The 23,489-nt window shown below is 49.0% G+C and carries 22 protein-coding genes; 3 read left to right on the forward strand and 19 right to left on the reverse strand.

Features of this window, described 5'->3' with window-relative positions; translation table 11 throughout:
• Positions 1 to 3: 3 nt before the first annotated feature.
• From NST44_RS22490 to NST44_RS22580, 19 genes are all read right to left on the reverse strand, one after another.
• Positions 4 to 891: a carbohydrate ABC transporter permease gene (locus NST44_RS22490; protein WP_007131828.1), complete on the reverse strand. Its 888-nt coding sequence runs from the start codon at positions 889 to 891 to the stop codon at positions 4 to 6.
• A gap of 15 nt (positions 892 to 906) precedes the next feature.
• Positions 907 to 1,797, reverse strand: coding sequence for an ABC transporter permease (locus NST44_RS22495; RefSeq protein ID WP_007131827.1), 891 nt, complete (start codon positions 1,795 to 1,797; stop codon positions 907 to 909).
• 109 nt (positions 1,798 to 1,906) lie between these two features.
• Positions 1,907 to 3,634, reverse strand: a complete 1,728-nt coding sequence (locus NST44_RS22500) for an extracellular solute-binding protein (protein WP_028406640.1) — start codon at positions 3,632 to 3,634, stop codon at positions 1,907 to 1,909.
• A 160-nt stretch (positions 3,635 to 3,794) separates the two neighbouring features.
• Positions 3,795 to 5,129, reverse strand: a complete 1,335-nt coding sequence (locus NST44_RS22505; protein WP_028406641.1) for a response regulator transcription factor — start codon at positions 5,127 to 5,129, stop codon at positions 3,795 to 3,797.
• Entirely contained in the window at positions 5,129 to 6,874 is a 1,746-nt protein-coding gene (locus tag NST44_RS22510) for a histidine kinase (RefSeq protein ID WP_210094888.1), read from the reverse strand. The genes NST44_RS22505 and NST44_RS22510 overlap by 1 nt, the downstream gene beginning before the upstream one ends.
• A gap of 725 nt (positions 6,875 to 7,599) precedes the next feature.
• Positions 7,600 to 7,827: a sulfurtransferase-like selenium metabolism protein YedF gene (yedF, locus tag NST44_RS22515; protein WP_007131822.1), complete on the reverse strand. Its 228-nt coding sequence runs from the start codon at positions 7,825 to 7,827 to the stop codon at positions 7,600 to 7,602.
• Entirely contained in the window at positions 7,817 to 9,025 is a 1,209-nt protein-coding gene (yedE, locus tag NST44_RS22520) for a selenium metabolism membrane protein YedE/FdhT (RefSeq protein WP_210094887.1), read from the reverse strand. Before yedE ends, yedF begins: the two co-directional genes overlap by 11 nt.
• Positions 9,026 to 9,158: 133 nt before the next feature.
• Positions 9,159 to 9,944: an alpha/beta fold hydrolase gene (locus NST44_RS22525; RefSeq protein WP_210094886.1), complete on the reverse strand. Its 786-nt coding sequence runs from the start codon at positions 9,942 to 9,944 to the stop codon at positions 9,159 to 9,161.
• A complete protein-coding gene (locus NST44_RS22530; RefSeq protein ID WP_210094885.1) occupies positions 9,928 to 10,536 on the reverse strand; it encodes a TetR/AcrR family transcriptional regulator in 609 nt (202 codons plus the stop codon). Before NST44_RS22530 ends, NST44_RS22525 begins: the two co-directional genes overlap by 17 nt.
• A 257-nt stretch (positions 10,537 to 10,793) precedes the next feature.
• Complete coding sequence (locus tag NST44_RS22535; RefSeq protein ID WP_210094884.1) at positions 10,794 to 11,570, reverse strand: hypothetical protein; 777 nt, start codon at positions 11,568 to 11,570, stop codon at positions 10,794 to 10,796.
• 378 nt (positions 11,571 to 11,948) lie between these two features.
• Positions 11,949 to 12,410 carry a DUF4358 domain-containing protein gene (locus tag NST44_RS22540; protein WP_445670720.1) on the reverse strand — a complete coding sequence of 154 codons (462 nt, stop codon included), beginning with the start codon at positions 12,408 to 12,410 and terminating at the stop codon, positions 11,949 to 11,951.
• A gap of 50 nt (positions 12,411 to 12,460) precedes the next feature.
• Positions 12,461 to 13,600, reverse strand: a complete 1,140-nt coding sequence (locus NST44_RS22545) for a DHHW family protein (RefSeq protein WP_210094882.1) — start codon at positions 13,598 to 13,600, stop codon at positions 12,461 to 12,463.
• Positions 13,601 to 13,610: 10 nt separating this feature from the next.
• Entirely contained in the window at positions 13,611 to 15,017 is a 1,407-nt protein-coding gene (locus NST44_RS22550; protein WP_213613991.1) for an MBOAT family O-acyltransferase, read from the reverse strand.
• A 95-nt stretch (positions 15,018 to 15,112) separates the two neighbouring features.
• Positions 15,113 to 15,796, reverse strand: a complete 684-nt coding sequence (locus NST44_RS22555) for a GDSL-type esterase/lipase family protein (RefSeq protein WP_210094881.1) — start codon at positions 15,794 to 15,796, stop codon at positions 15,113 to 15,115.
• A 7-nt stretch (positions 15,797 to 15,803) separates the two neighbouring features.
• Positions 15,804 to 16,508, reverse strand: coding sequence for an N-acetylmuramoyl-L-alanine amidase family protein (locus NST44_RS22560; RefSeq protein ID WP_210094880.1), 705 nt, complete (start codon positions 16,506 to 16,508; stop codon positions 15,804 to 15,806).
• A gap of 160 nt (positions 16,509 to 16,668) precedes the next feature.
• Entirely contained in the window at positions 16,669 to 18,492 is a 1,824-nt protein-coding gene (locus NST44_RS22565; protein ID WP_210094879.1) for a sensor histidine kinase, read from the reverse strand.
• Positions 18,489 to 19,166, reverse strand: a complete 678-nt coding sequence (locus tag NST44_RS22570; protein ID WP_007131808.1) for a response regulator transcription factor — start codon at positions 19,164 to 19,166, stop codon at positions 18,489 to 18,491. The genes NST44_RS22565 and NST44_RS22570 overlap by 4 nt, the downstream gene beginning before the upstream one ends.
• A gap of 77 nt (positions 19,167 to 19,243) precedes the next feature.
• Positions 19,244 to 20,599, reverse strand: a complete 1,356-nt coding sequence (locus NST44_RS22575; RefSeq protein ID WP_007131807.1) for a sensor histidine kinase — start codon at positions 20,597 to 20,599, stop codon at positions 19,244 to 19,246.
• Positions 20,600 to 20,601: 2 nt separating this feature from the next.
• Positions 20,602 to 21,288 carry a response regulator transcription factor gene (locus tag NST44_RS22580; RefSeq protein WP_007131806.1) on the reverse strand — a complete coding sequence of 229 codons (687 nt, stop codon included), beginning with the start codon at positions 21,286 to 21,288 and terminating at the stop codon, positions 20,602 to 20,604.
• Positions 21,289 to 21,473: 185 nt separating this feature from the next.
• Between NST44_RS22580 and NST44_RS22585 the strand changes: the two genes are divergently transcribed.
• From NST44_RS22585 to NST44_RS22595, 3 genes are read left to right on the forward strand one after another with little or no spacing between them, the layout of a single operon-like run.
• The gene (locus NST44_RS22585; RefSeq protein ID WP_007131805.1) at positions 21,474 to 21,710 is read left to right on the forward strand and encodes a hypothetical protein; all 237 of its coding nucleotides are present in this window, start codon (positions 21,474 to 21,476) and stop codon (positions 21,708 to 21,710) included.
• A 10-nt stretch (positions 21,711 to 21,720) separates the two neighbouring features.
• Complete coding sequence (locus NST44_RS22590; RefSeq protein ID WP_007131804.1) at positions 21,721 to 22,755, forward strand: DJ-1/PfpI family protein; 1,035 nt, start codon at positions 21,721 to 21,723, stop codon at positions 22,753 to 22,755.
• 54 nt (positions 22,756 to 22,809) lie between these two features.
• Positions 22,810 to 23,457 (forward strand): DUF2306 domain-containing protein, encoded by a 648-nt coding sequence (locus NST44_RS22595; protein ID WP_007131803.1) that lies wholly within the window; start codon positions 22,810 to 22,812, stop codon positions 23,455 to 23,457.
• Positions 23,458 to 23,489 lie beyond the last annotated feature (32 nt).

A 23,489-nucleotide genomic window follows, 5' to 3' on the forward strand; every position in this document is an offset into this window, starting at 1 on the left:
GCTTTATTCCTTCACGCTGCCGACGGTTATTCCTTTAACAAAATATTTCTGCAGGAACGGATAGACGAGCATAATCGGAAGCGCACCCATAAAGATTTGGGCCGTTCGGAGCGTTTTCTCGCTTAAATTCTCCATCGCCTTAAGCTGTTCGATCGAGATGGACGTCATTTGCGAGTTTATGGACATAATCAATGTCGACAGGTACGTCTGGAGCGGGTATTTCTCCGGCGAGTTGAGATACAGGATGCCGTCGAACCACGAATTCCAGTGACCCACAATGGTGAACAAGCCGATGGTCGCAATGGACGGAAGGGATACAGGCAGATAAATGCTCCATAACACCCGCCAGTGTCCTGCCCCGTCAATCGTAGCCGCTTCATCCAGTTCTTTGGGAATCGTCCGGAAGAAGTTCAGCATCAGCACCATATTCCATACGTTAAGCGCGCCTGGGAGAATCAAAGCCCAGATCGAATCAATCAGTCCCGTATTTTTAACCGTGATATAAGTCGGAATTAATCCGCCTCCAAAAAACATCGTAATGGCAAAGAACCACACATAAAGCGTCCTGTGCTTGAATTGCTCCTTCGATTTCGATAGCGGGTATGCCGTAATGAATATCAAGAACATATTGACAGCCGTTCCCAGAACGACCCGCTCCAGTGAAACGCCGAACGAGAGGAAGAATTCCACTTTCTCTCCAAGGTACCGATAAGCATCTACATTAAAACCAACCGGCCACAGCTTCACTTCACCAGCCATGGCGGCGGTATTCGAGCTTAAGGAAATCGAAAGCAAGTGAATGAATGGAATAATGCCAAGTACAGTGATCGTCGTAAGCAGCAGCGTATTCAACAAGACAAACAGTCTTCTGCTCATCGTTGGTCTGTGCATTTCTCTCCCCCCAGCCTAAAAGATCCGGTAATTGTTATATTTGTAAGCCGCATAATAGGTCACGGACACCAGGACAAGCGAAATGACCGATTTAAACAGCCCGACGGCGGCCGCCGGTCCGAATTGCTGGCTGAACATGCCGAGCCTGTAGACGAACGTATCGATAATATCCGAGCCTTCATAAACCGTCGGATTATACATAATCAGGATCTGCTCGAAGCCCGCATTCAGGATTCCCCCCAGGCTTAGCACGGCAAGAAGAATCACGATCGGAGCCATGCCCGGCAGCGTGATATGGAGCATTTGCTTCCATTTTCCGGCACCATCGACCTCAGCAGCCTCATAAAGATTGGCATTGATCCCCGCGATGGCTGCGAGCATCACGATCATGTTATAGCCCATGCCCTTCCAGACGTCCGAGCCGATGATGATCCCACGGAACCAGTCATTATCCAGCATGAACATGATCGGCTCCAGATGAAAGGCGGTCAGTAACCCGTTTACCGGACCGCTAAGCGAGAATAATTCGATGATGACGCCGCCGAGAACCGTCCAGGATAGGAAGAATGGCAGGAAAATGGCGGATTGCACAAACCGGGAAAACCACTTTCGGGTGACCTCGTTAAGCAGCAGGGCGAGTATTAACGGCACAAGCAGATGCAGGACCATCTTAAATACGGAAATGACGAGCGTATTCCACATGACCTGCTTAAAATCCGGCAGCCCGAACACGTACTGAAAATTTTCAAATCCAACGAATTCGGAGTGAAAGAAGCCGGACAGCGGCTCAAATTGTTGAAACGCCATCACCAGGCCTACCATCGGCCCATAGGCGTATATCAGTGTCACGATAACACCGGGCAGCAACATCAAATGAAGCAAGTATTCTTTTTTCAGCGTTCTCACAGCTGGACCTCCCGGACATTTCAGGATATGGCAACGTAAGCTCTATGAATTTGTAAAACGGGGGGGAGGCGCCGGTAACCGGTAACGCCTCCTCCCCGCTTTGGAACGACTATTTTACGGCTTGCTGGCTGTACCAATCATTGACTTCTTGCGTAATTTCGTCGCCGCCAAGCGACTTCCAGCTGGCAACAAACTTATCGAATTCATCCACGGAAGACCCCATAATAATTTTGGTGAAGGTCTCCTGCATAAGCTTATCCAGCTGGGCCCCCTTCTCCACCTGCGTGGCCGTTGGAAGACCGTAGAACTCGTGGTTGACAAACGCCTGTTTTTCTTTGATCTGGCGGGTCAAGCCCCAGCCGCCGTCCTTCGCTGCACGGCTGAAATATTGTCCCCAGTTCACGCCTTTACTCGCGTTCGATGTATCACCAGCCAAGTAATCCTTGGTGGCCTTGAAGACGTCGGCGACGTTCTTGTAATTTTCATCATCCAGCGTAATTTCCGTCTGATTCGCTTCAAGCGCTTTATTCACTTCGGTGTAAATGGTTTCGATCTGGGCAGGGTTATAGATCCGCGGACTGAACCAGTTGTATACATATCCCTTCTCTGCCTGGTTCTGATTCAAATACTCCTTATTCCCCATCTCAATATAGAAATTGATCATTTTGATAGCGGCTTCAGGGTTCTTCATTTTCTTGTTCACCGCATATACCTTGTCACCCCGGATTTTAGGCACCAGCGATTTGCCCGGACCGTCTAAACCAGGAATTTGAATGGCAATCCAATTCGCGTTCGGATCTTTATCCACATTCAGGTTCAGCGGCCAGTTCGGATACCACCATTCCCCGTAGGAAATGCCGACTTTGCCTGCGGTAATGTCCTCGACCGCTTTGTTCTCGTCCTTGAGCGCAAACTCTTTATCCAGGATGCCTTCTTTGTACCAGGATTGAAGCTTGCCAAGCGCTGTTTTTACCTCCGGCTGGATCAGACCCGGAATCAGCTTTCCGCTGCCGTCTTGAATCCATGCCGTTTGACCATCGCCCATGGACGGATACGCGCCAAAGCCGTTGAAGAATCCTCTTGCGTCAAAGCCCCAGAAGAACAAATTCTTTTGCAGCACGAGTCCGTAGGTGTCGTTCTTGCCGTTTTGGTCCGGATCCTGCTGGACAAATGCTTTGGCGACCATCTCCAGCTCGTCCATGGTTTTAGGAGGTTCAAGCTTCAGGTTGTCGAGCCAGTCCTTGCGAATCCAGAGCAGCTGCGTCGATAAGAAAGGGTCCTCAAAAGCCGGGATTCCTAACTGTTTGCCGTCCTGGGAATACGTCTTCATGGCGAAACCGCCGTCAGACTCCATATACTTCTTTAATGTCGGCGATGCGTAATCGTTGTAGGCCTCGGTCAGATCGGCAAGCATCCCCTGCTTCTTCAGCTTTTCGAAATTTTTACCGTCCAGCTCCAAAATATCCGGCAGGTCGCCAGAAGCCAAGGCAAGCGAGAACTTTTGACTAAATTGGCTGGATGGGACCGTCCATTTGTATTTCACTTCAATGTTCAGCATTTCTTTCAAATCTTTAAGATAAGCATTCTGCTCCGGCGTAATGCCCTTCGGCGTCCGGGGATCTTCGGGCGGATTGAAGCCCATTACCTCCGTTACGGTTACCGTCTCGGGATATTTCCCCAACGGATCAGGCGGAGCCGCCGCCGTGCCGCCCTCTTCTTTGGTCTCGGTTTGCGGCTGGGAACTTGCTGGCTCTTTACCTTGACCTGAACATGCAGATATGACAAATAACGACAATGTGGCAAGCAAAATCATTTTCCATGGCTTGATTCTTTTCATGTCGATGGCTTTCCCCCTTCGAATCGTTTGTAGACTGCTTTGGTCTTTACTTCTTGGGTCCAATTATATATGCCGGAAGAAAGCGCTATCAATTTTAAGATTTTTACATAGCTTTCAATTTATTTACTTGTTTTCAAGGCTGCGCGATAACCCGGCTCCGTCAACTGCGGTATTCCTGAGGAGACATGCCCATCTTCCGCTTAAAAAACGTCGTGAAATACGAATGCGAATCGAAACCGACCCGGGCAGCGATCTCCTGCAGCTTTAAGTCCGTGTTCCGCATGTAGTCGATTGCTGCTTCAAGGCGCTTGGCCTGAATATATTCCAGCAAATTCTGCCCCGTCATCTGCTTGTAGTAGCGGGACAGGTAGGATGGATTAAAATGCACCTCCTGCGCGATCGCGGTCAAGGAGACATCCCCGGCCAGATGATCCTGTATGTATTTCTGAATCTGGGCAATGACCAATGATTTCGTATCACCCTCGCGATGGCGCGCTTGTTCGCCCGTGTTCCCAATCGGTTCTCCGACTTTCGAAATGTCAGTGATCACCATGCTTTGACCCAACGCTTGCTTTTGCTTCAAGATCATCCGCAGTGTTGCGTATTGCTCCCGGATCGTCCCCCACGCTTCCTTCAGGTTCCCTGAAATTCCGAAGGATACCTGTACCCCGAGCAATTCGTCGCATTCATTTTGTATAGACTCCAGGATCCCTTTCATATAGCCCGTGACTCCGCTCCACGAAATCGTCCCCTCGCTCTCCCCTTCTTGGAAGCGGCCCAATAATTCTGCATCCGGTTGAAGAAGCCAAATGAGTGTTCGTTCATAAACCGCTTGCTCGCAGCTAAACGAGGACGGTAAATCATTCATAAATATCCCCTGTATGGATGAGATCATCTCCCTGGATGCCGAATGCGCCGATTCGTCTATGCACCCCATCACAAATAACGAAGGCAGGTCTGGACAAATGCGAAAGTCCAATCCTTCATAACGCGTATCGGTCAATAGTGCACGGATCGGCTCCCCGTCTAGGATTCGCTCCATCCGTTCGTTTTTCAGCAGGGGCCTGGCGATTTTTGCATGCTGCTTCAACTTGTCTTCCTGTACTCTGCGGCGATTCTCCTCATCAAGCCTCTGGCAAGCCTGTTGGACAGCAGTAAAGATCGGATCGATGCCTTCGGTTTTCAGGATGTAATTGTCCACATTTTTGCGCAGCGCTTCGTGCACGTATTCAAATTCGCTGTATCCCGTCAAAAAGATGATTCGGCACATCGGCCAATAATACATCAGCTCGTCCACCAGCTGAAGCCCGCTTTTTTGCGGCATCCGAATATCGCTGACAAGGATATCCAGCTTCATCTTTTTGGCAATCGCAAGCGCCTCCTTGGCCGAATACGCTTTAAGGACATCCAGCTCAAATTCCGGGTTTTCCTCAAATAACTGAACCAGACCGTTCGTGATCACCGGTTCATCATCTACGATCAACAGTCGATACATTACGAAGCCTCCTCACTTACGTCGATTATGATCAGCTCTACTTTAAGACCGCCATAGACACTGCGCGAAATGAACAGCCCGCTTTCGGGCCCGTATTTAAGGCGAAGTCGGTTATGCACATTCATTAAACCCGTCTTCTCCATTTGCTTGGAATCGTCTCCCAGCCTTTCGCCTAATTGCGCGATCAGCTCATCCGTTACCATCCTCCCATTATCCTCCACCGTTACCCGCAGCCTGCCATCCCGGTAATCCGCGTTGATATAGATCCTCCCATCGTCCATGCCGTCCACGAACGCATGCTCGAACACATTCTCCACGATCGGCTGAATGATGAGCCGAGGAACCGAAAAGGCTGGCGGAATTCCGGACGGCCCTCCATCCTCGTATGCAATCCGGTTGGAGAAACGGATGCACTGAATATCGCAATAATCAAGCGCATGGCGGTATTCCTTGACGAATGGAACATCGTCCGAACCGCTTCTCGTAATGTACTGATAATAGCTCCCCAGCTTCTGCGATAGCTCTGCTGCGCTTTCCGCGTCGTTTACTTTGCACATCATGTAAATATTAAAGAAGCTGTTGTATAGAAAATGCGGATTGATCTGGGATTGAAGCTGCTTAAGCTGGGAGAGCTGCAGCGCCATTTTTTGCTCATAATTTTCTTCGATGGAGTGTTTAAGCTTCAGGGTCATATTGTTGAAGCTGTTGAACACATAGTGGAACTCGTCCTTGGATTTGGATTCGATCGTAATATCCAAATTATCGGTCTCTATCATATGAAACGCCTTGACAAGCTTGGACAGCGGCCTGTGAATCATCAAATTGACGGAGAACGAATACAGGATCAGCACGATAAGTGCAATAATAAACAACGTGTAAAACCAAGTAATAAACTGGCTCAGCGGGCGCGTAATTTCATTCTGGTTTACGTACATGATCAGCTCCAATCCGAGGGAGCTGACGTCATTTTGAATAATAAAATAGTCAACGCCATGCATGCTGCCCTTGGTGGGCGTTTCCAGGCTATTCAAATCTCCACTGCCGGCGAGCGCCAGGATGCCTGTCGTCTGCGCTGGTTCCGCTTCGGTTGCCAGAATGGAGCCGAGCTCCTTATTTCCAAGCAGCACCTCGGATTCGGGATAGAGTTTGGCGATTTCTTTTAAAGCCTCAAGGAGCTTAGGCCTGGCTATTTCGATATAGGACCAGATCTTGCCGTTGTTCTCTGTTTCGATAAAAAAGATACGGTCGCCGCTTCGATAAAACGAAGGCTTGGATTTCACCGAAAGCAGCGATGAAATCAGCTCCATTTCAACATTCGGCGTATTGGTAACCCCGGAGAAGGTTGAGATGGTTTTTCCCACGGATTCCACATAAACGCCGGCATTCAGAACATATTCGCTCGATACCGTTAACGTGGCAAGCCGGTCCCGGATTTGGTCAATCAGCGCCACCTCTTCATAATTATCCAGGGTCCCGCCCCGAAAGCCCAGCTTCTGCAAATCTTGGTCATTGAGCAGCTCCAGCTGCAAATTCCGGATAAAATACATTTCTTTGTCCAGCTGTTTGGAGTAAAAAGAGGCCCCCGCGAATGAAGAATCCAAGATCGCATCCTTGGAAACGGACATTCCTTTGAAGTTGAGCCAGAGGCTCATGGTAATGAGAGGCAGCAATAATACGATAAATACGATCACGATTTTTTGATACACAAACCAAGTGGATGATTTCCCGGACGCCTGCAGCTTCATGAGCTCCCCCCTCTCGGCGTAAGTATAGATGGTTACTGATTCTGGAATTCATCTCCTGCTTAACCTCCCTCCACCTAATTTTTCTCTAAAGTATACATCCGGCACTTCTTGTCGTACAGCACAAAGAAAGCGCTTGACGTTGACAATGCATGTGTAGCTGTAGGCCCCCGATTGCTTTGCTGCTTGCATTCACGGATGTCCGCATCAGCTGCACCAACAAAAAAAGCTTTTATGTCCTAACGATTCCTATCATGAACCCGTATCCCTAATAAGCAGAGGAATGGCTCTTTTAGAGCCTTGCGATGATGAGCTTTACGGACCCATTATTGTATTGTGTATGGTAACAATATCTATGATTGGAAAGATTTGTAGCAAACGGACATTCAGGTGGACAAAGAGAAAACTCAATCTAAGAGGTACGGCATAATCGTTATCATCATCATTGCGATCATTGTTCTGTTTCGACTTTTTATATGGGATGTTTATCTGGTCCATTCAACGCGTGAGGCTGTTTTGGATGGGTTGAAGGAAAACCGGGTCTCGGATTATTCGTCGATGATGCTCGGAAGCAACATCTAACCGTCCGCCCTTTGGGCTATGGCCTCGCCAGCCAATTGATCCAAAGCTTATTCGGGAATTAAGTCCCGCTAATAACACGAGAAAGCCTCCCTGTCGAATGTGGGAGGCTTTCGTCATTATTGAACATTGATTTAGCGTTATTTCTCTTACACTTGGATAAAGAGGCTGAATTCCTGGCCGTTCTTGACCGGCTCTTGTGCCATGCTGTAGCCGTGCTTGACGACCTCTTCCGGCACATTCCGGAAAGCGGACGGGCAGTCGGAAATGACCTGAAGCGTCTGCCCTTTTTTCATATCGCGCAGTGTTTCGAGGGTGTAAATGACCGGGTAAGGACAAGATTCCCCCCGGAGATCCAGTGTGAAATCAACGGACATGAGTTGCATCTCCTTTCTTGAATCCAACGCCGTAGCGGTAGTTCTTCTGCCAATATGCGGCGACCGCGAACCCGGCCCCGAGTACTAGCAGTGTTACAAGTAATGCAGCCGCCGGACCCATCTCAGTGATCAGGTTGACTGGCGCGCCACTCTTCACAAGCAGGTTATATACCCCCATGTGATCCCAAGCAAACGCCAAAGCGGTAGCTCCGATAATGTTGCCGATAAACACTGGCAAAAACACGACCTGCCCTTCCATCAGGCGGTACATCATCCCGGTTTCACAGCCGCCGGCCATGACGATCCCCAGTCCGAACAGCAATCCGCCGATAAAGGTGCTAGGTGCCGCAATTTTCGTAATGGGGTCTAAACCGTATACAAGAATAATGATCAACGTAGCGACAGAGCTGACCGCCATGCCGACGGCAATCGCTTTGGTCATCGTAGCCCGGCCGCTGATCCACAGGTCGCGGAAAGCGGAAGTGAAGCAGATCTGCCCCCGCTCAATCAGGATTCCGAATGCCGCTCCGAAGAGTGCGGCTGTTCCAAGCATGGTGCGTCCAGTGGCATAGAAATATACGATGAGGGCTATGTACGCTAAACCGAGAACCGCTCCAAGAAGGGGCTGCCGGCTTTTCCCGGTCTTAGCTATCGGCGTTGTACCGCCCATCTTCAGAACTGGCTTGCCTTTCCACCACCTCGTATTGACCAGCTTGGCGCCCAGGAACGTGCCCGCAGCCGTAGCAACGATAAAGATCCAGGAATGCAGCGAAAACTGAGGTACACCGGTAAAAAATGCCGCGAGATTGCAGCCCAGCGCCAAACGGGCTCCAAAGCCCGCTATGATGCCGCCCACGAATCCCTGCACATACCGCCGCTTCTGTCTCGGCATCCGGATCTTGAAGTTGTTGCTAAGCAAAATCGTAATAAGGGCTCCAATAAACATCCCCCACACGATCCAACCATCGGTTCGGGTCCAAGTCGTTCCGTTCATATGGACAAGGTCGAAATAGGCCCAGTCCGATACGTCCACCCCGAAGAATTCAAGAATATGGCCTCCAAGACGGGTAAACTCTCCGGTTACGGCCCAAACCGTGTTGGTGATCCCAAAATAGACCGCACTGAGAATACCTGCCAAAGCCATGACCAGATAGGGGCTCCAGTAGCTTCCGAACCATGATGCATATAATTTTTTCACGTGCTTAATAACTCCTCACCCGATAGAGTCTTTGACTCTACTCTTAAATTGAACCGGCAAATTTTATTTTACTATAAAATATTCAATTCGGTAAGAAATTTGAGCACTGATCTAGACGAAGTAGGGGGAACGATCAAAATTCATTGCGATGCTTGACTAAAAACCTGGATATCTGTTCATTTACGGCATTCGGATTATCAAGATTCGTTGCATGGTGAGCTCTCGGAATGATGTGCAGCTCCGAGTTTCTTATTTTCGAGTGCATATATTTCTGCTGCCTTTTGATCATGGTGTCATGTTCGCCTTGAAGCAGTAAAACGGGACATTGTACATGGTCCAAATGCTCGCGGCTCTCCATCCGGGTGATCGCATCCCATAAGCGCAGCCATCTCTCTTGTGTCAGCATATTGAATGCTTCCTCAATGTATGCTCGGTTATCCGGATTATACTTCGAGAGCATGGCCGCCTGGATCCAACCGGTTAGCCGGATCGGGATCATCCGGGAAGACCAACGGTTAAAGGGGACAAAACATTTTTCGAACCAGTTAAATGCGTTGGTGAACGGAGTACCGATTAATACAAGAGCCTCTACCCTTTCAGGAAACCGAATCGCGGTTTGCAGGGAGATATGACCACCCATGGACAATCCGCATAGCACGGCTCGCTTTATCTCAAGGTGATCCATCAAAGCTATTAAGTCTTTGCTGAACGTTTCCGAGTCAACCTTTCCTTCCGGAAGTGAGGAGTAACCATGCCCTCTGACATCCCAAACAATCGTCTTATATCTCTCGGCAAAAAACTGAACTTGCGGCTCCCATTGCTTGTGATTCCAGGAAGCGCCATGGGTAAATATGACCGGATGACCCTCCCCGTGCACTTCGTAGTATAGATCTGCATGGTGGCTAGTCATCGTTGGCATCTTCTTTCCCCCCTATTCGTAGCGGTCCGATCACAACGCGAAAACAATCGTCGATTAGAGCGTCTAGCGACTTCCCGGCATCCCGAATCCAGATCAGGAGCGCACCGCTGATAGCGGACTGCAGCACGGTGCTGACCAGCTCGATATCGCAAGATTGAAGGAACTTGCCCTGAACAGCTTTACTCAGCAGCCTTCTCGTTCCAGCATCAATAATAGCCAGGCGCTGTTTCGACCTTTCCAGCAATTCAGGGTCGGTCGTGCTTTCCAGATAAAAACTGGTATGGCGCGCCAGGGAAACCGGGTCATTTCCTAACCGGACCGCCTCTTTATAAACGGATTTTAACGCTTCGATCGGCGGGGCGTCGCTCTGATCCGCTTCAGTAAACTTCGCTTCAGTCAATTGAATGACAAAATTGCTATAAGCGAGGAAGATGCCCTTCTTTGAGGAAAATCGTTTGATCAATGCTGCAGGAGATACACCGATCTCGTTCGCTATATCCGTGAGCGTAGTCTGTGCGAACCCCTTCTTGCATAGCGACTGATAAACGCCGTAATAGATGTTCTCATCGGTGAATTCACGTGGTCTGCCCATATTAACCCCCCCATTAGTAAATGGTCATTTACTAACAATTGTAGCATGTGCTTCTTTTAGCAACAAGCCGTCGTATTCGTGAATCCCATTTATTTTTCGATTGATGAATCAACGTGAACAGCCCTCGCTTCCTGATATAAGAAGATGGGAGGGCTATATTCCGAGAACAAAATAAAGAGCCAGCATTCTTGTTAAGGAATTCGGCTCTTTGGAGTAAGTTATAATAACTAAAAGTGCGGTGCTAGGAAATGTCTGAATCAATCGAGGTAATTGTAATATTCGACGATATCTGCTATCGCTTTCTTCTGCTTCTCGGTTAACGTGTAGTCCGTTGCTTTATTGGAAATGTCCTCAAAACGAACAATGGTCTCATCGTTTGCTGGAATGACATTGCTAATTAGATCTTCAATTTTCTTATCTACGTCAATATCTACTAGCTCGGTCATGCCGGAACCAAAAAGATCAACATCATTCAATTTGTTCATTGGATTAAACTTAAGCTCCTGTAATTGCTCTCCGGCACGTACCTTCACACTGGTAAACACAAACAATGCCTTAGAAGCATCCTCTTGAAACCCAACTCGCAGGATCATGTATTTGTTAGAATCCTTTATACCGATGTATGGATAAAATACGAGACCCTTGGTAACACCGGAGGAAGGCGAAATAAAGGTAATATTCTCGACCTTGTCTTCTTTAATCTCGAAATTGGCCTCAAGCTCGGTTTTCCGCTTTTTGATCTTAGCCTCTATATCCGCTTTCAGTTTGGTATACTCTTCTTTTGGCTCAGCTTTAATAGCATCATCCACGACCGCATTTGCTTGAACATAGTTTCCATTTTTAAATAAATCCTGTGCTTCGGCATATTTTGCTTCATGATCCTTGGACTTGCTTGCGTCCGTTCCACTCGCTGCTGTCTTGTTATCCGAATTGGATGTGGAATCGTCGGACAGTGTCCCAATTACGAATAGGACCACAATAACCCCCACAATAATAAGCAAAAATGGTTTAAACTTCGACTTTTTCTTCTCCACGTTTACACATATCCCCCTTAAAACTAGTAAGCAATCAAGATATATAGTAACATCGAACCATTCCAACATCAACCTTTTGAGAGATAATAAACCAAAAGTAATAGGAAAATACGACGATTCGTTACTAGTCTTCCAGTACTTTTTCGATACATCTTTGATTCGGATTCCAGGGATCATCAGGCTTCTAGCAGTCCCCATTTCGTTGCTTGGGTTTTAACCTGAGAAAATTACATTTAAGTGGATGTCTCTAAAATAGTTATATTTTACTAGTATTAAAATTAGGTTAAAGCGCAAAATACTAGTTCTTTATTCTTATAGTTTTTATCCAATCTTCTGCCATTCCATCCTCTAGGGCTACGGAAAATATTTCGCCATTATTTACTCCCCCTGGGTCAAAGCGTCGTCAAACGCTTCCCCCATACGATCCGCTTCTTTGGAAACCACAATGAAAACAAATGGCCCTTTCACCTTTAACACATGATTTTCAACTAAAAAATACTCGTCCGGGCGATAGTCCCTGAATTTCGCTGTCTGTTCGTTGATGCGCGCTTCCACTTTCTCTTTGACAGCTTCCGCTTCTTGCGGGTCCTTAAGCTTGATGACAGCCCATTCATCCGCTTTCACGTTCGATGTTGATGTGTAAAGAATGAAATCCTCCACGCCGTCCAGATCGAGCTTGTACAATTTTTGAAGCTTCTCCTGATCCCCTTCACGCATCGCCTCAAGGTCCACCGCTTGCATAATCTGCTCGCCTACTTCGCTGGCCGTAAGCTGAGCCGCCATTTTATCATCCTTCCCCGAGCAACCGGATAGCACGCAAATCGCAACGACAATCGCCAAGATCAGGGGGGATATCCTTCTTCTACAATTCAATTGATTTATCATATATCTCACTCCAATAGATTCTTTATAGATGGGTCTTCACGAAATGTATTCGCGTTATAAAGCATCAGCATGTCGCGGATGTCATGCTCTTGCACGAGAGCGGCCAGATCATCAGCATAATAACGCAAGTCCACCACGAAGATTTCGCTGTAATGCTCGACTAAAAAAGGAATGAAGCTGTTGGCGTACGAGTCTTTGACCACCAGCAGCTTTTTCTCGTTCGTTTGAGCTGTTGCGATGTGGACAAGTCCATGGTTGCCGTTGAGAAAGACCTCATACTTATCCTTTTTCTGCAGATTGTCCATCGCATATAGCGAATCCGTGGTTTCTCCTTCGTCGGCATAGGTAACCTTAATCTTTGGCGGATCGCTCCGCAGGAACAACTCGATGCTGTCAGGCTGCACATGTCGATAACCGCTTCTCGAATAGAGCGAACCGTAAAATTCGTCGGTGATCTTCTGAATATCAAAGCCGCTTTCTTCGTTCGGGACCAGCCCCATATGCTTGCACAGCTCCAGGTAAGCCAGATAAGCGCCTTTCGTTGTCCAGTGATGGTCCGTTTTATAAAAAACATGCTGCTCCCGCTTGCCATATAATGCAGGCAATACGTCGACGTAATGGATACCCTGAGGCAGCGAGCGCCGGACATCGCTTAAATATGCTGCCTCCACGCCAGTTCCCGCAAACCTTGGAAGCTTGTCTTGCAGCACCGTCGCTGCTGTGGGAACGATCATTACGTATTTGCGAAGATCAGGTGTGGCTTCATCGAACGCAAGAATGGCAGCCATTTTCTCTTGCAAATCCCCTTCAATCGGAGGAACAAATTTTTGAATCAGATAGCCGTCTTTTCCGAGATAAACGCCGTTGCTTTCCTTTTTCCCCTGGATGCGGTCCGCGTCCGTTTTAAGCCCGATCCATCGATCCCGAAAGACGAATTGATCGGAAACGTAAGCCTCGAAATCGGACGTAAAGGTCCCTGACAACACGGCTTTTAAGGAGAAAGGCGGCAGCTGCTTCAGCACCCGGTTCTCCGATTCCGAGAAGGTCCGGTCCGCCATTGCGAGATTCAGAGCGCCGAACACGCCGATAAACGAGAGCAGCAGAAGGGCTATGCATGTCCCGTTGATTTTGTCGTTCTTGTCCATTGCCCCCTCCTCAAAATCGAAAATATAAAAATGGATTGTACGTTTCGTTGACCAGATAGGCCGTTGTCAGCAGAAGGAACAACAAGTAGATAACCGGAACTGCAGCAGTGCTGGTTGTGCTCCATCTTGTCTTCACATACGATAGAGCTTTACGTGGCAGAGGCGTCGCACAGATGGCCAATACAACTAACAATACGGCATTGGTGGACAACCTATAGAGTGCCTGACGATCGACGAATCCTTCCCCGCCGAAACCGAAAAGGACACGAATGAAATGTCCCGCCGCACCCAAATCTTCCATTTCGAACAACACCCAGCCAACCATTACAATCATGAGCGTATACAAATGGGCAGCAACAACAGGAACGCGTCCAAGTATTTTTAGTAGAAACAGCTTCTCGAGCACAACGAACAAACCGAAATACAATCCCCACACGATAAAATTCCAGCTGGCGCCATGCCATAAACCCGTTAAACACCATACCACTAGTAAATTCCGCAACTGCTTCCGCAGCCCTGACCTGTTGCCGCCAAGCGGGATATAGATATACGCCCGAAACCAAGTACCAAGCGAGATATGCCATCTGCGCCAAAATTCCGTCACGCTTTTTGAAATATACGGGTAACGGAAATTCTCCATGAAATCGAATCCGAACATCCTGCCTAGCCCGCGAGCCATATCGGAATACCCGCTGAAATCGAAATAGATTTGCAGCGTAAATGCAATGATGCCAAGCCATGCGGATAAAACGGACAGCTCGGCGACCGGCTCCGCTTTGACGCTGGCCCACAGCAAACCGATATTGTTGGCAAGCAGCACTTTTTTGGCCAGTCCCCGGATAAACAGCTCCGCCCCTTCGCCGAAACGATGCAGACTCACCCTGCGTCCATCCAGTTGACCAGCGATATCGCCGTATTTAACAATGGGACCCGCTACAAGCTGCGGGAACATCGTCACGTATGCCCCGAAGGAGATGATATTCCTTTGCACCGCCACTTTATCCAGGTAAACGTCCACGACATAGGACATCGTTTGAAATGTATAAAAGGAGATGCCAAGCGGCAGCGGCAGATCAGCTGTTTGAAGTTGCAAATGGAATAGCTGATTGATGTTATCTATGATAAATCCGGCATATTTGAAAAATCCGAGAATTCCTAAGCTCCCGACCATCGAACCGATCAATATCGCTCTGGCGATCCGCTTTCGATGCCTGAACTTGTCGATAAGCAGTCCGTTATAATAATCGAACACCGTGGAGAACACCATTATCAGAATGTACACGGGCTCTCCCCAAGCATAAAAAATTAAACTAGCAACCAGCAAAACAGCATTGCGCAGCCTGCTCGGCGACACATAGTACATCAACAGGGTGACCGGGAGAAAAAGAAACAGAAAGATAAGACTGCTAAAAACCAAGATCCGTCACCCCCAACCTATGCCGGTGCAAGAACATCCTCTGCGCTGGGGACAAAACCGATGTTCTGCTGGCGTGCCAACGAGCGGTTCGCATGTTATTTCACGTGCTCCTTCAACAAATCCAGCATCCTTGCATAGAACTCGGGTTTGAAATGAATCCCGTCCGAATCATACATATCAGCCGCATCCTTAAAGATCGGGGCTAGATCAACGAAGCCGACTTGCTCATTGCCAGCAAGATTTTTTAGCGCCTGATTGAAATCCGGAATCGTGTTGTAACGGGGCTCCTTCTTTATTGCCTCCTCTGTCACCGGAGTAACCGTTAACAGCGTGATTTGGACCTCCGGAAGCTTATCCCTGATCATGCCGATCAGCTTGGCATAGTTGTTCATGGCGTACGTCAGCGGATCGTCCGTCGGCCATAAAATATCGTCTGAGCCCAGCTGGATAAACACCTGCTTCGGATTTCGCTTGACCAACTCTTCGATATCTTCAAGGGCGAACTCCGCCGTTTTCCCGGCGCCTGCGAGAACATTCTTCTCGTCCAGTACATCGTGGAAGGACAGTCCCTCCGTAATGGAATCCCCCAGAAACACACTGTTCTCGAATGTCTGTTGATACACCTTAACTGTGGATCCCGATGCAGCTCCCTCCCGTCCCTGTGCTTGGGACTCAGGCTGCACTGCGGATTGGTCCGCTGATTGGTTTCCGCATGCGGCTAATGCCAGCACGATGCTCCCCATTAGAATAGTCAAGGTGATTTTTGTACGCATGTCCATCTTCCCCTCATTCATGTATTTGCAGGTATTCCTTGATTCCATCCAGAATGGAACCGGCTATTCGGTACTGAACCTCATCGGTCAGCATCTGTTGCTCCTCTTGCGGATTCGTTAAATAGCCTGTCTCGATTAGTACAGCCGGCATATTCGTATCCTTCACGACAAAATAATCCTCTTGCTTGACCCCCCGATCACGAAACCCGCTGCCTTGCACCATATGCTTCTGGATGATTTCAGCCAAAGGATAGGAATTTCTATGATAATAGTAGGTTTCTACTCCAGAAACGCTAGGATCCTCAAACGTATTGCCGTGAATCGAAATAAACAAGTCCGCTCCAAGTTCATTGGCGAAATTCGGCCTTTCCCGGTCAATCGAGGATATAAATTGGTCTTCAGCTCGAGTGAGATGCACCTCGATTTGCGGCTCCTGCATCGCCAGCTCCTCAACCTTGAGCGCCAGCTGCAGCGTAAAATCCTTCTCGAAGCCTCCGCTGGCCCCGGTCGCACCATGATCCTTCCCCCCATGCCCGGGATCGATCACCACTTTGAATGGTATCCCTGGCGGATGCGATGCAGTTCCATTCTTGCCTAAGAAGCCCGTCATTTGATGCTCGGCATCGCTTTTGCCGCGGTCTCCCGAGTAAACGTTGTACAGCAGCACGAACAGCATGGCAGACAAGATAAACAGCACCATAGGTATTCTCTTTCTCATTCTCTCTCCTCCTCACGAAAAGAGTTTACGAGGGTGAGATAAAGATAAAATGCAGATGAAATCAAAATGATTTATAGATTTTATAGAGGTAGGATCAGCTAAAGCCTTTTGAACAAAAAATAAGCACAGATCTAAAGATCTGCGCTCGGATGCATGAAGCCTATGTTTTTTTATTCAAATAAAAGTAGAATATAACCCCGCCCGACGTATTCGTAACGCCATAAGGCATGCCATGCATCTCCAATATCTTTTTGGAAATGGCGAGGCCAAGGCCCGTGCCTCCGGTTGAGCGCTGGCGGGACGGCTCCCCGCGATAGAAGCGGTCCCAAATCTTCTCCAGCTGTTCGTCCGGAATATGCGCACCTTTATTTTCGATGGATATTTTAATGCTTCCCTGCTCCTCCATGGTTGTTATAAATATGGACTCCCGCTCGGGTGAATAACGAATGGCATTGGTTAGAAAGTTAATCAGCACCTGTTCGATGCGCAGTTCATTGCCCACAACCTCGACAGGTTGAACCGATGCGTGCAGCTGCAGGTTCTTGCCTTCAATGTCCGCCGCCAATTTTGTGCAGATGCGCTCGATGACGGTATCGATATAAAATGACTCCATCTTCATCTTATAGGTTCCGGATTCGTATTTTGCCAGCTCCAGCATATCCCCGATGAGAAGATTCATCCGGTGCACCTCGTCCTCCATCGCCGCAAAATAATGCTCCCGCTTATGGCTTGCAATCCCGTCCTTCAGAACGGAAATGCAGCTTTGTATGACGCTTAGCGGGGTCTTGAGCTCATGCGATACGCCGGCGATAAATTCCTTCCGTGTATGCTCAAGCTGCTTCTCCTTCTCGATGTCCTGCTCAAGCCGGTCGATATGGTCGTGCAGTCGTTCGGACAGCTCGTTAATGCTTCGTGACAGCTGGCCGATTTCATCCTTCGTCCCAACCGGGATCTTCTCCGAGAAGTCAAGCGCCGCCATTTGCTGTGCCGTTCGATTGATGCGAAGCAGAGGCCTTGCGATCTTGCGGGAATAATAAAACGAGACGAGAACGACCAGCAGTACCGCGGCTCCCATAATGTAAATGTAGTAATCGGTCATCATGTCCGTAGCTTCCGTCACCGGCTGGAGTGAGGTCATCGCAAACAGATATGCCGGTTTCCCGTCCGCATCTTGGATCGGTTCGATAAATAGCTTGTAATTCACATGGTTTTCCTCGTAATCGATAACCTGTCCCGTCTGCGGCCTCGAAATATCCCCATACAGCAGATCCGCTTGAAACGTTTGAACCCGCTGCAGAAGCAAGCGGTTCGTATAACGGGACACCGCAGCGCCTTCCGGTATGCGCAGCTTCGTGATTCTTCCGCTTACCTGGATGCTGGGGTATTTTTTAAAGTAATCTTCCGTGGCACCTTGATACCGATTGACGACTTCATACTCTTTATTCACGAGCTGCGGATTTTCGAGATGGCTTTCGTCTCGCAAATAGGAAGGGCCCCTCCCCATTCGCTGAATAATCAGCTGGTCATTCATGATGAGGCCTTCCAAGGCAATGTGTTCCCCTTCCTCGATCCATGGTTTTACAAATGGATTGTTGGTGTAAAAGTCCTCCACATTGATATAACTGTAGAGCGGAACATGGATCATACGTGCGGAATATGCGAAGTCGTCCTCGTCATGCTCCAGTTTGATTTCCATGGAAAAATCATCGGCATCCTTCAGATTTCCTTGTTCGTCCAGCGTCGTAATCCAGGTGTTATGTTGTTCATAAAAGTCTTGTTCCCGCTTGGCCGTCTGCGCAAGACCATCCTCGCCTTGCAGCAGCTCTTGTTCGTAGGCGGTCAGCGCCGCTCTGACATCCTTGACCTTCTGATAAGCGTAAAATCGCTCGAAGAAAACGGTTTGCAGGGCAAAAATAGCGACGATCAGGAACAAGGATAAGCCGGCCGTCAACATAAACAGCTTCAGGACAATGCTCTTGTTCATGGCTCTTCCTCGAATTTGTATCCCGAACGAACCACCGTCACGATGTGCTTGGCAAGCTCGCCGAGCTTGGAACGCAAATTGCGGATATGGCTGTTGACCGTTCGATCATCCCCGGCGAAATCATAGCCCCAAATCTTGGTGATCAGCTGTTCCCGGCTAACAATAATTCCTTTGTTCTTCATCAGATAAGTCAGTATTTCGAATTCGGTATGCGTCAAGCCGCAGGCCTTGCCGTCAATCGATACGCTGCGGGATGGAAAATGGACCATAAAACCGCCGATGGTTAGCGTGTCTTGATCATGATCGTGAGCAAACCTGCGTTCCAATAACCGCTTCGCGCGTGCAAGCAAAATAGGCGGACTGTATGGCTTCGTGACATAGTCATCAGCGCCGAGCTCGAAGCCGAGGAGCGTATCGTCTTCGTCCGAGCGGGCCGTTAACATAATAATCGGGACATTCGAGGTTTTGCGGATTCGCTTGCATACGGACCAGCCGTCGAGCTCCGGCAGCATGATGTCGAGGATGATCAAATCCACTTCATGCTCCTGAAATAGGGCGATTCCAAGTTTTCCATCCGCGGCCTCAAGCACCTCATATCCTTCCGCAAGCAAATAATCCTTCATGATTTCACGTAAAATATGCTCATCTTCTACAATTAGTATCGTTCTTGACATATAACATCCTCTTTAGCGTTTTCTAGTTACGTACCCTTAACGATGTGCTGGGATTTAAGGAAGCCGGATTCTAAAAATCATCCTCGTATCTCCTGATCTTGATGTTTTTCCATCGCCAATGGGATCCATCCTTCGAGCAGCGCTCCTCCTTCCGGATGATTGCTTGCAGCAAGGTCTCCTCCATGCTGCCGAATAATTCGTTGTGAGATCGTCAGCCCTAATCCGCTGCCTCCGGTTGCACGACTTCGGGAAGCTTCTCCGCGATATAGAGGTTCGAATACACGCTCCAGCTCTTCCGAAGAGAAGCCCGGTCCTGTGTCTCGCACCGTAAATGTTACCTTATCGGCATGTCGATAACAATCGACCTCAATCATGCCACCCGCAGGCGTGTGTCTGACGGCATTGTCCAGCAGATTGTTCATCGCACGCTCTAATAAATGCATATCCCCGTTGGTGCTGCAAGCATCTGCCGCATGAAACGAGATGGAGATGCCTTTCTGCATCGCCTGCGGTCTCAAGCTGTCTATCGAGTTCTGAAGAATATGTTTAAAATCAACTTTCTTATCGTTTAGCTCCGATTCGACGTACTCCATTTTGGTAAAGGTGAACAGATCCTCGACCAGACGGTCCAATTGCGCCGATTTATCCTTGCAAACTGCCACATACCGGGCCATCTTCTCAGGGGATTGAGCGATCCCTTGCTCCAGACCATCCAAATACCCCCGCAGCGCGAACAACGGGGTCCGTAAATCATGCGCTACGGCCGTAATGACGAATCGGCGTTCCTCTTCCAATTCGGCTTGTTTCCGGTAAGATCGCTCAAGTCCCTTCACCATCACATCGAATCCGTCGCGGACCTCAGCAATTTCAGTAACCCTGGACATCGGTAATCGAACATCCCAGTCTCCCGTAGCAATTTGTCTAGCTGCCAGTCCCATCCGCTCAAGCGGCGTAAGTACGAATCGTCTCATCCCCATGCCGACAATAAAGATGGCAAGCAGCAGCCCGAAAAATGCCGCCATCACTTGAACCTGATTGGATTGAGGCAGATAAAGAGTAACGCGTCCCCGTAACTGACCATCTTGGATGACGGAAAACCGCTCGGTCGACAATGTTGTTCCGCTTCGCTCCGGATTGGACCGATAAATGTCCTGATCTGCGGCGGATTGGATCAGCACATCCATTTTCGCTTGGCGGAGGGCTGCATGCAATTGATTTTGCCAATCGGGATCCGCCCATTTGTCTGTGTCTGATTCAATACGCCGAGTTACTTCCGAGATATTGGTTTGCAGCGTCTCATTTTGCAGCCGGCCTTTTTCGAAGCTGAGCGTCTTGGTCTCCATAAAATGAGCGGCAACATAGAAGTTCCATGGAAGCGCGAGGATGAAGACGAAGCAAAGCAAAGTAAATGTACGAATGCGAATTTTCCTCATCTTTACCCTCCTTCGAATCGATACCCTACTCCCCATACATTTAGCAGGTATTTCGGGTGATTCGGGTCGGATTCGATTTTCTCCCGCAGCCGACTGAGATGAACGCGAATCGTATGCCTGTCGCCGATCCCGTCCCAAAACTTCGCCAATAGCTGCTCATAGGAGAAGACATGCCTTGGATGCTCCGCAAATAATCGCAGCAGTTCATACTCCTTCGGCGTGAGCACGACATGCTTCCCATCCACGACAACTTCCCTCGCGGAGAGGTTGATCTTGATGCGGCCATAATCCAAGATTCTTTCATTTTTTTGCCAGCTGGAATCGGTACGCCGCAGTACGGCCTTCACCCTGGCTACGATCTCTCCCGGTGAAGCTGTTTTGACGATATAATCATCGCCGCCGAGCGTGAAGCCCCTGATCTTGTCCACATCATCGCTGCGGGCGCTCAAGAACAGGATCGGAACATGGCTCTCTGCCCGAATCCGTCGGCATAACTCAAACCCATTTTGCCCCGGCATCATGATGTCCAGCACGATACAGTGAATGGGAGACTGTTTAAATATCGTCCACGCTTGGTCAGCGTCACATGCGGTCATTACTTGAAAGCTGTCATTCTCTAAAAAATCCCTCAATAGATCAACGATACTCGGGTCATCGTCTACAACGAGGATCGTATGTAATCCACTCATGATTATCCCACCTTCACCACCTAGTTTATCATGATATGAGCTGGAACAGGCGGGACCCGGTATTTTGTGATGATTTGTTTATACTTTTGTGACTGTTTCGCACTTCGTTCGAGATATTCCTTTGTTATGATTCTCCTTGCAGCACATCACGCATTCCAGCCATGCAAAAAAGGAGGTTCATGCCAATGGGTGTCGAAAACGGCACGTTTTCTTTTTTTCCCTTTGGAGCTTTATTTTGTCTCACGCTCTTTTGTTTCGCAGCCGTTCGATTCTATGCGATTTCCCGTCGCCAAAAACCTTCCGATCTAAACGATCGTGATATTGCTTTCATTCTAAAAAGACGGATGGCTAAAGGTGAGATCGATGAGCAGGAATATTACAGGCTGAAGGATCTTTTGGGAATAGAAAAACAAGGAGGATGAGAAATCACTTATGCTGCATGTTCAAATCGTGTTATTTGATGGCTTTGACCTTCTGGATGCCATTGCGCCATATGAGGTTTTCTGTGCAGCAGCCCTGTATGCTGAAGACGCGATAAACGTCGAATTGGTCACAGCCGAAGGGCCGCGTTCCGTCCCCAGCGGCATCAACGGGCTGACGATTGAGGCGAGCGCCACGCTCGACCCGAATCGCTCGGGGATCATCGTCGTTCCCGGTGCCTCGGGAAGCGTTGAAGGAGATGGCCCGGATACGGTTCCTGCTATTCTGAGCCGGGCGATGAATACAGATTTAACGGAGATGATTCGCCAGGCACTTGGCAACAAAGACATCGTTGTCGCCACGGTTTGCGGCGGTTCACTCGTGCTGGCCATGGGCGGGCTCTTGGAAGGCAGACCGGCGGTAACGAATCATCTGGGCCTGGATTTACTCGCTGCAACCGGGGCTGTTCCGATCTCCGCTCGCGTGGTGGATGACGGCAATCTGGTTACCGGCGGCGGCGTGACTTCCGGGCTTGACGTTGCGCTATACCTGCTGGAACGCGAGCTCGGACCGCGGATGGCCCACGCGGTAGAGCAGCTGTTCGAATTTGAACGGAGGGGAACCGTTTGGAAGGAATCCGGCGTGGGACCTCGCAATGGAAATAAACCGAAGGTCGGCGAACCGAGCTTCGACGCAGATCAAACGTCTATCCCCTACAACAAGCCGGATACCGATGCGGTACAGACCTCTGCCTTTGACGGCGATTGGGATGCGACCATTGCCACGCCCGTCGGAAAGCTCCAGGTCAAGCTCTCCATTTCTGCGAGTGAGGATCGGATCCGAGGCACGGCTACCCAAGGTGAGGAAACGGTCGAATTTTTGAATCCTGTGCTTCGAGACGGTCAGCTTGCCTGGTCGCTTCAAATCACGAAGCCGATGCGGTTGAATTTAAAATTCGAAGTTTCCGTCGATGGTGACCAAATGTTTGGCGTCGCCAAGGCGGGAATCCTGCCGGCATCCAAACTATCAGGAAGACGGGTTACATAGCCAGGTATGCGCGTATGGGTAACGAATTTTAGAGCCTCGGGGGTTGCGGTTGATATGAAGAAACGGAACACATTATACGGATTGTTGGCTAGTGCCAGCGTTCTATTTATTCTCTACGCCTTGGTGAAAAACTATATGATCGATCCTGAAGCGACGTCCTTCTTAAGCCATAAAACCGGGCTGAAGCGCGAGTTGAATCTGCCGGTCTGGCTGAACGTGATGTATGTGCATGTTGCTTTCGCATGTATTGCGATGGCGTCGGGGCTGGTGAACTTTTCAAAATGGATATTCGAGAAAAAGCGCCGATTCCATCGCATCAACGGTTATGTTTACATCGTATCCGTGCTTGTTGTCGTGTTGACCTCCGGTTACATGGCACCCTACGCCACCGGCGGAAAAATAAGCAGTATGGGCTTCAATGCCTTGAATATCATATGGCTGATAATTACGATTACCGCTCTCGTTCAAATCCGAAGGAAGCGGATCATCCGCCACCGGAATTGGATGATCCGAAGCTACGCCTTTTGTTTCACAAATCTGTTGATTCATCTTATAACTTCCCTCTTTCATCAGGGGTTTGGGTTCGTTTATGCCACGAGCTACACCATTGGCGTTTACGGCTCTATCGCGCTGCTGCTCGTGATTCCCAGCATCTTCATCCGAACCATCGGTCAATCGAAGGATGTTTCGTTCCCCTCCTAAACGAGGTATCGCTTTCCCCTCCATTTCACTGT

It is taken from the genome of Paenibacillus sp. FSL W8-0919 (assembly GCF_038003785.1).
Classification (GTDB): domain Bacteria; phylum Bacillota; class Bacilli; order Paenibacillales; family Paenibacillaceae; genus Paenibacillus_AQ; species Paenibacillus_AQ lactis.

Excerpts from the sequence above, each read along its gene's own strand:
- NST44_RS22490 (WP_007131828.1), bottom strand. The coding sequence starts at position 891 with ATGCACAGACCAACGATGAGCAGAAGACTGTTTGTCTTGTTGAATACG.
- NST44_RS22500 (WP_028406640.1), bottom strand. The coding sequence starts at position 3,634 with ATGAAAAGAATCAAGCCATGGAAAATGATTTTGCTTGCCACATTGTCG.
- NST44_RS22505 (WP_028406641.1), bottom strand. The coding sequence starts at position 5,129 with ATGTATCGACTGTTGATCGTAGATGATGAACCGGTGATCACGAACGGT.
- NST44_RS22510 (WP_210094888.1), bottom strand. The coding sequence starts at position 6,874 with ATGAAGCTGCAGGCGTCCGGGAAATCATCCACTTGGTTTGTGTATCAA.
- yedF (WP_007131822.1), bottom strand. The coding sequence starts at position 7,827 with ATGTCCGTTGATTTCACACTGGATCTCCGGGGGGAATCTTGTCCTTAC.
- NST44_RS22525 (WP_210094886.1), bottom strand. The coding sequence starts at position 9,944 with ATGCCAACGATGACTAGCCACCATGCAGATCTATACTACGAAGTGCAC.
- NST44_RS22530 (WP_210094885.1), bottom strand. The coding sequence starts at position 10,536 with ATGGGCAGACCACGTGAATTCACCGATGAGAACATCTATTACGGCGTT.
- NST44_RS22545 (WP_210094882.1), bottom strand. The coding sequence starts at position 13,600 with ATGGACAAGAACGACAAAATCAACGGGACATGCATAGCCCTTCTGCTG.
- NST44_RS22555 (WP_210094881.1), bottom strand. The coding sequence starts at position 15,796 with ATGGACATGCGTACAAAAATCACCTTGACTATTCTAATGGGGAGCATC.
- NST44_RS22560 (WP_210094880.1), bottom strand. The coding sequence starts at position 16,508 with ATGAGAAAGAGAATACCTATGGTGCTGTTTATCTTGTCTGCCATGCTG.
- NST44_RS22565 (WP_210094879.1), bottom strand. The coding sequence starts at position 18,492 with ATGAACAAGAGCATTGTCCTGAAGCTGTTTATGTTGACGGCCGGCTTA.
- NST44_RS22570 (WP_007131808.1), bottom strand. The coding sequence starts at position 19,166 with ATGTCAAGAACGATACTAATTGTAGAAGATGAGCATATTTTACGTGAA.
- NST44_RS22575 (WP_007131807.1), bottom strand. The coding sequence starts at position 20,599 with ATGAGGAAAATTCGCATTCGTACATTTACTTTGCTTTGCTTCGTCTTC.
- NST44_RS22580 (WP_007131806.1), bottom strand. The coding sequence starts at position 21,288 with ATGAGTGGATTACATACGATCCTCGTTGTAGACGATGACCCGAGTATC.
- NST44_RS22585 (WP_007131805.1), top strand. The coding sequence starts at position 21,474 with ATGGGTGTCGAAAACGGCACGTTTTCTTTTTTTCCCTTTGGAGCTTTA.
- NST44_RS22590 (WP_007131804.1), top strand. The coding sequence starts at position 21,721 with ATGCTGCATGTTCAAATCGTGTTATTTGATGGCTTTGACCTTCTGGAT.
- NST44_RS22595 (WP_007131803.1), top strand. The coding sequence starts at position 22,810 with ATGAAGAAACGGAACACATTATACGGATTGTTGGCTAGTGCCAGCGTT.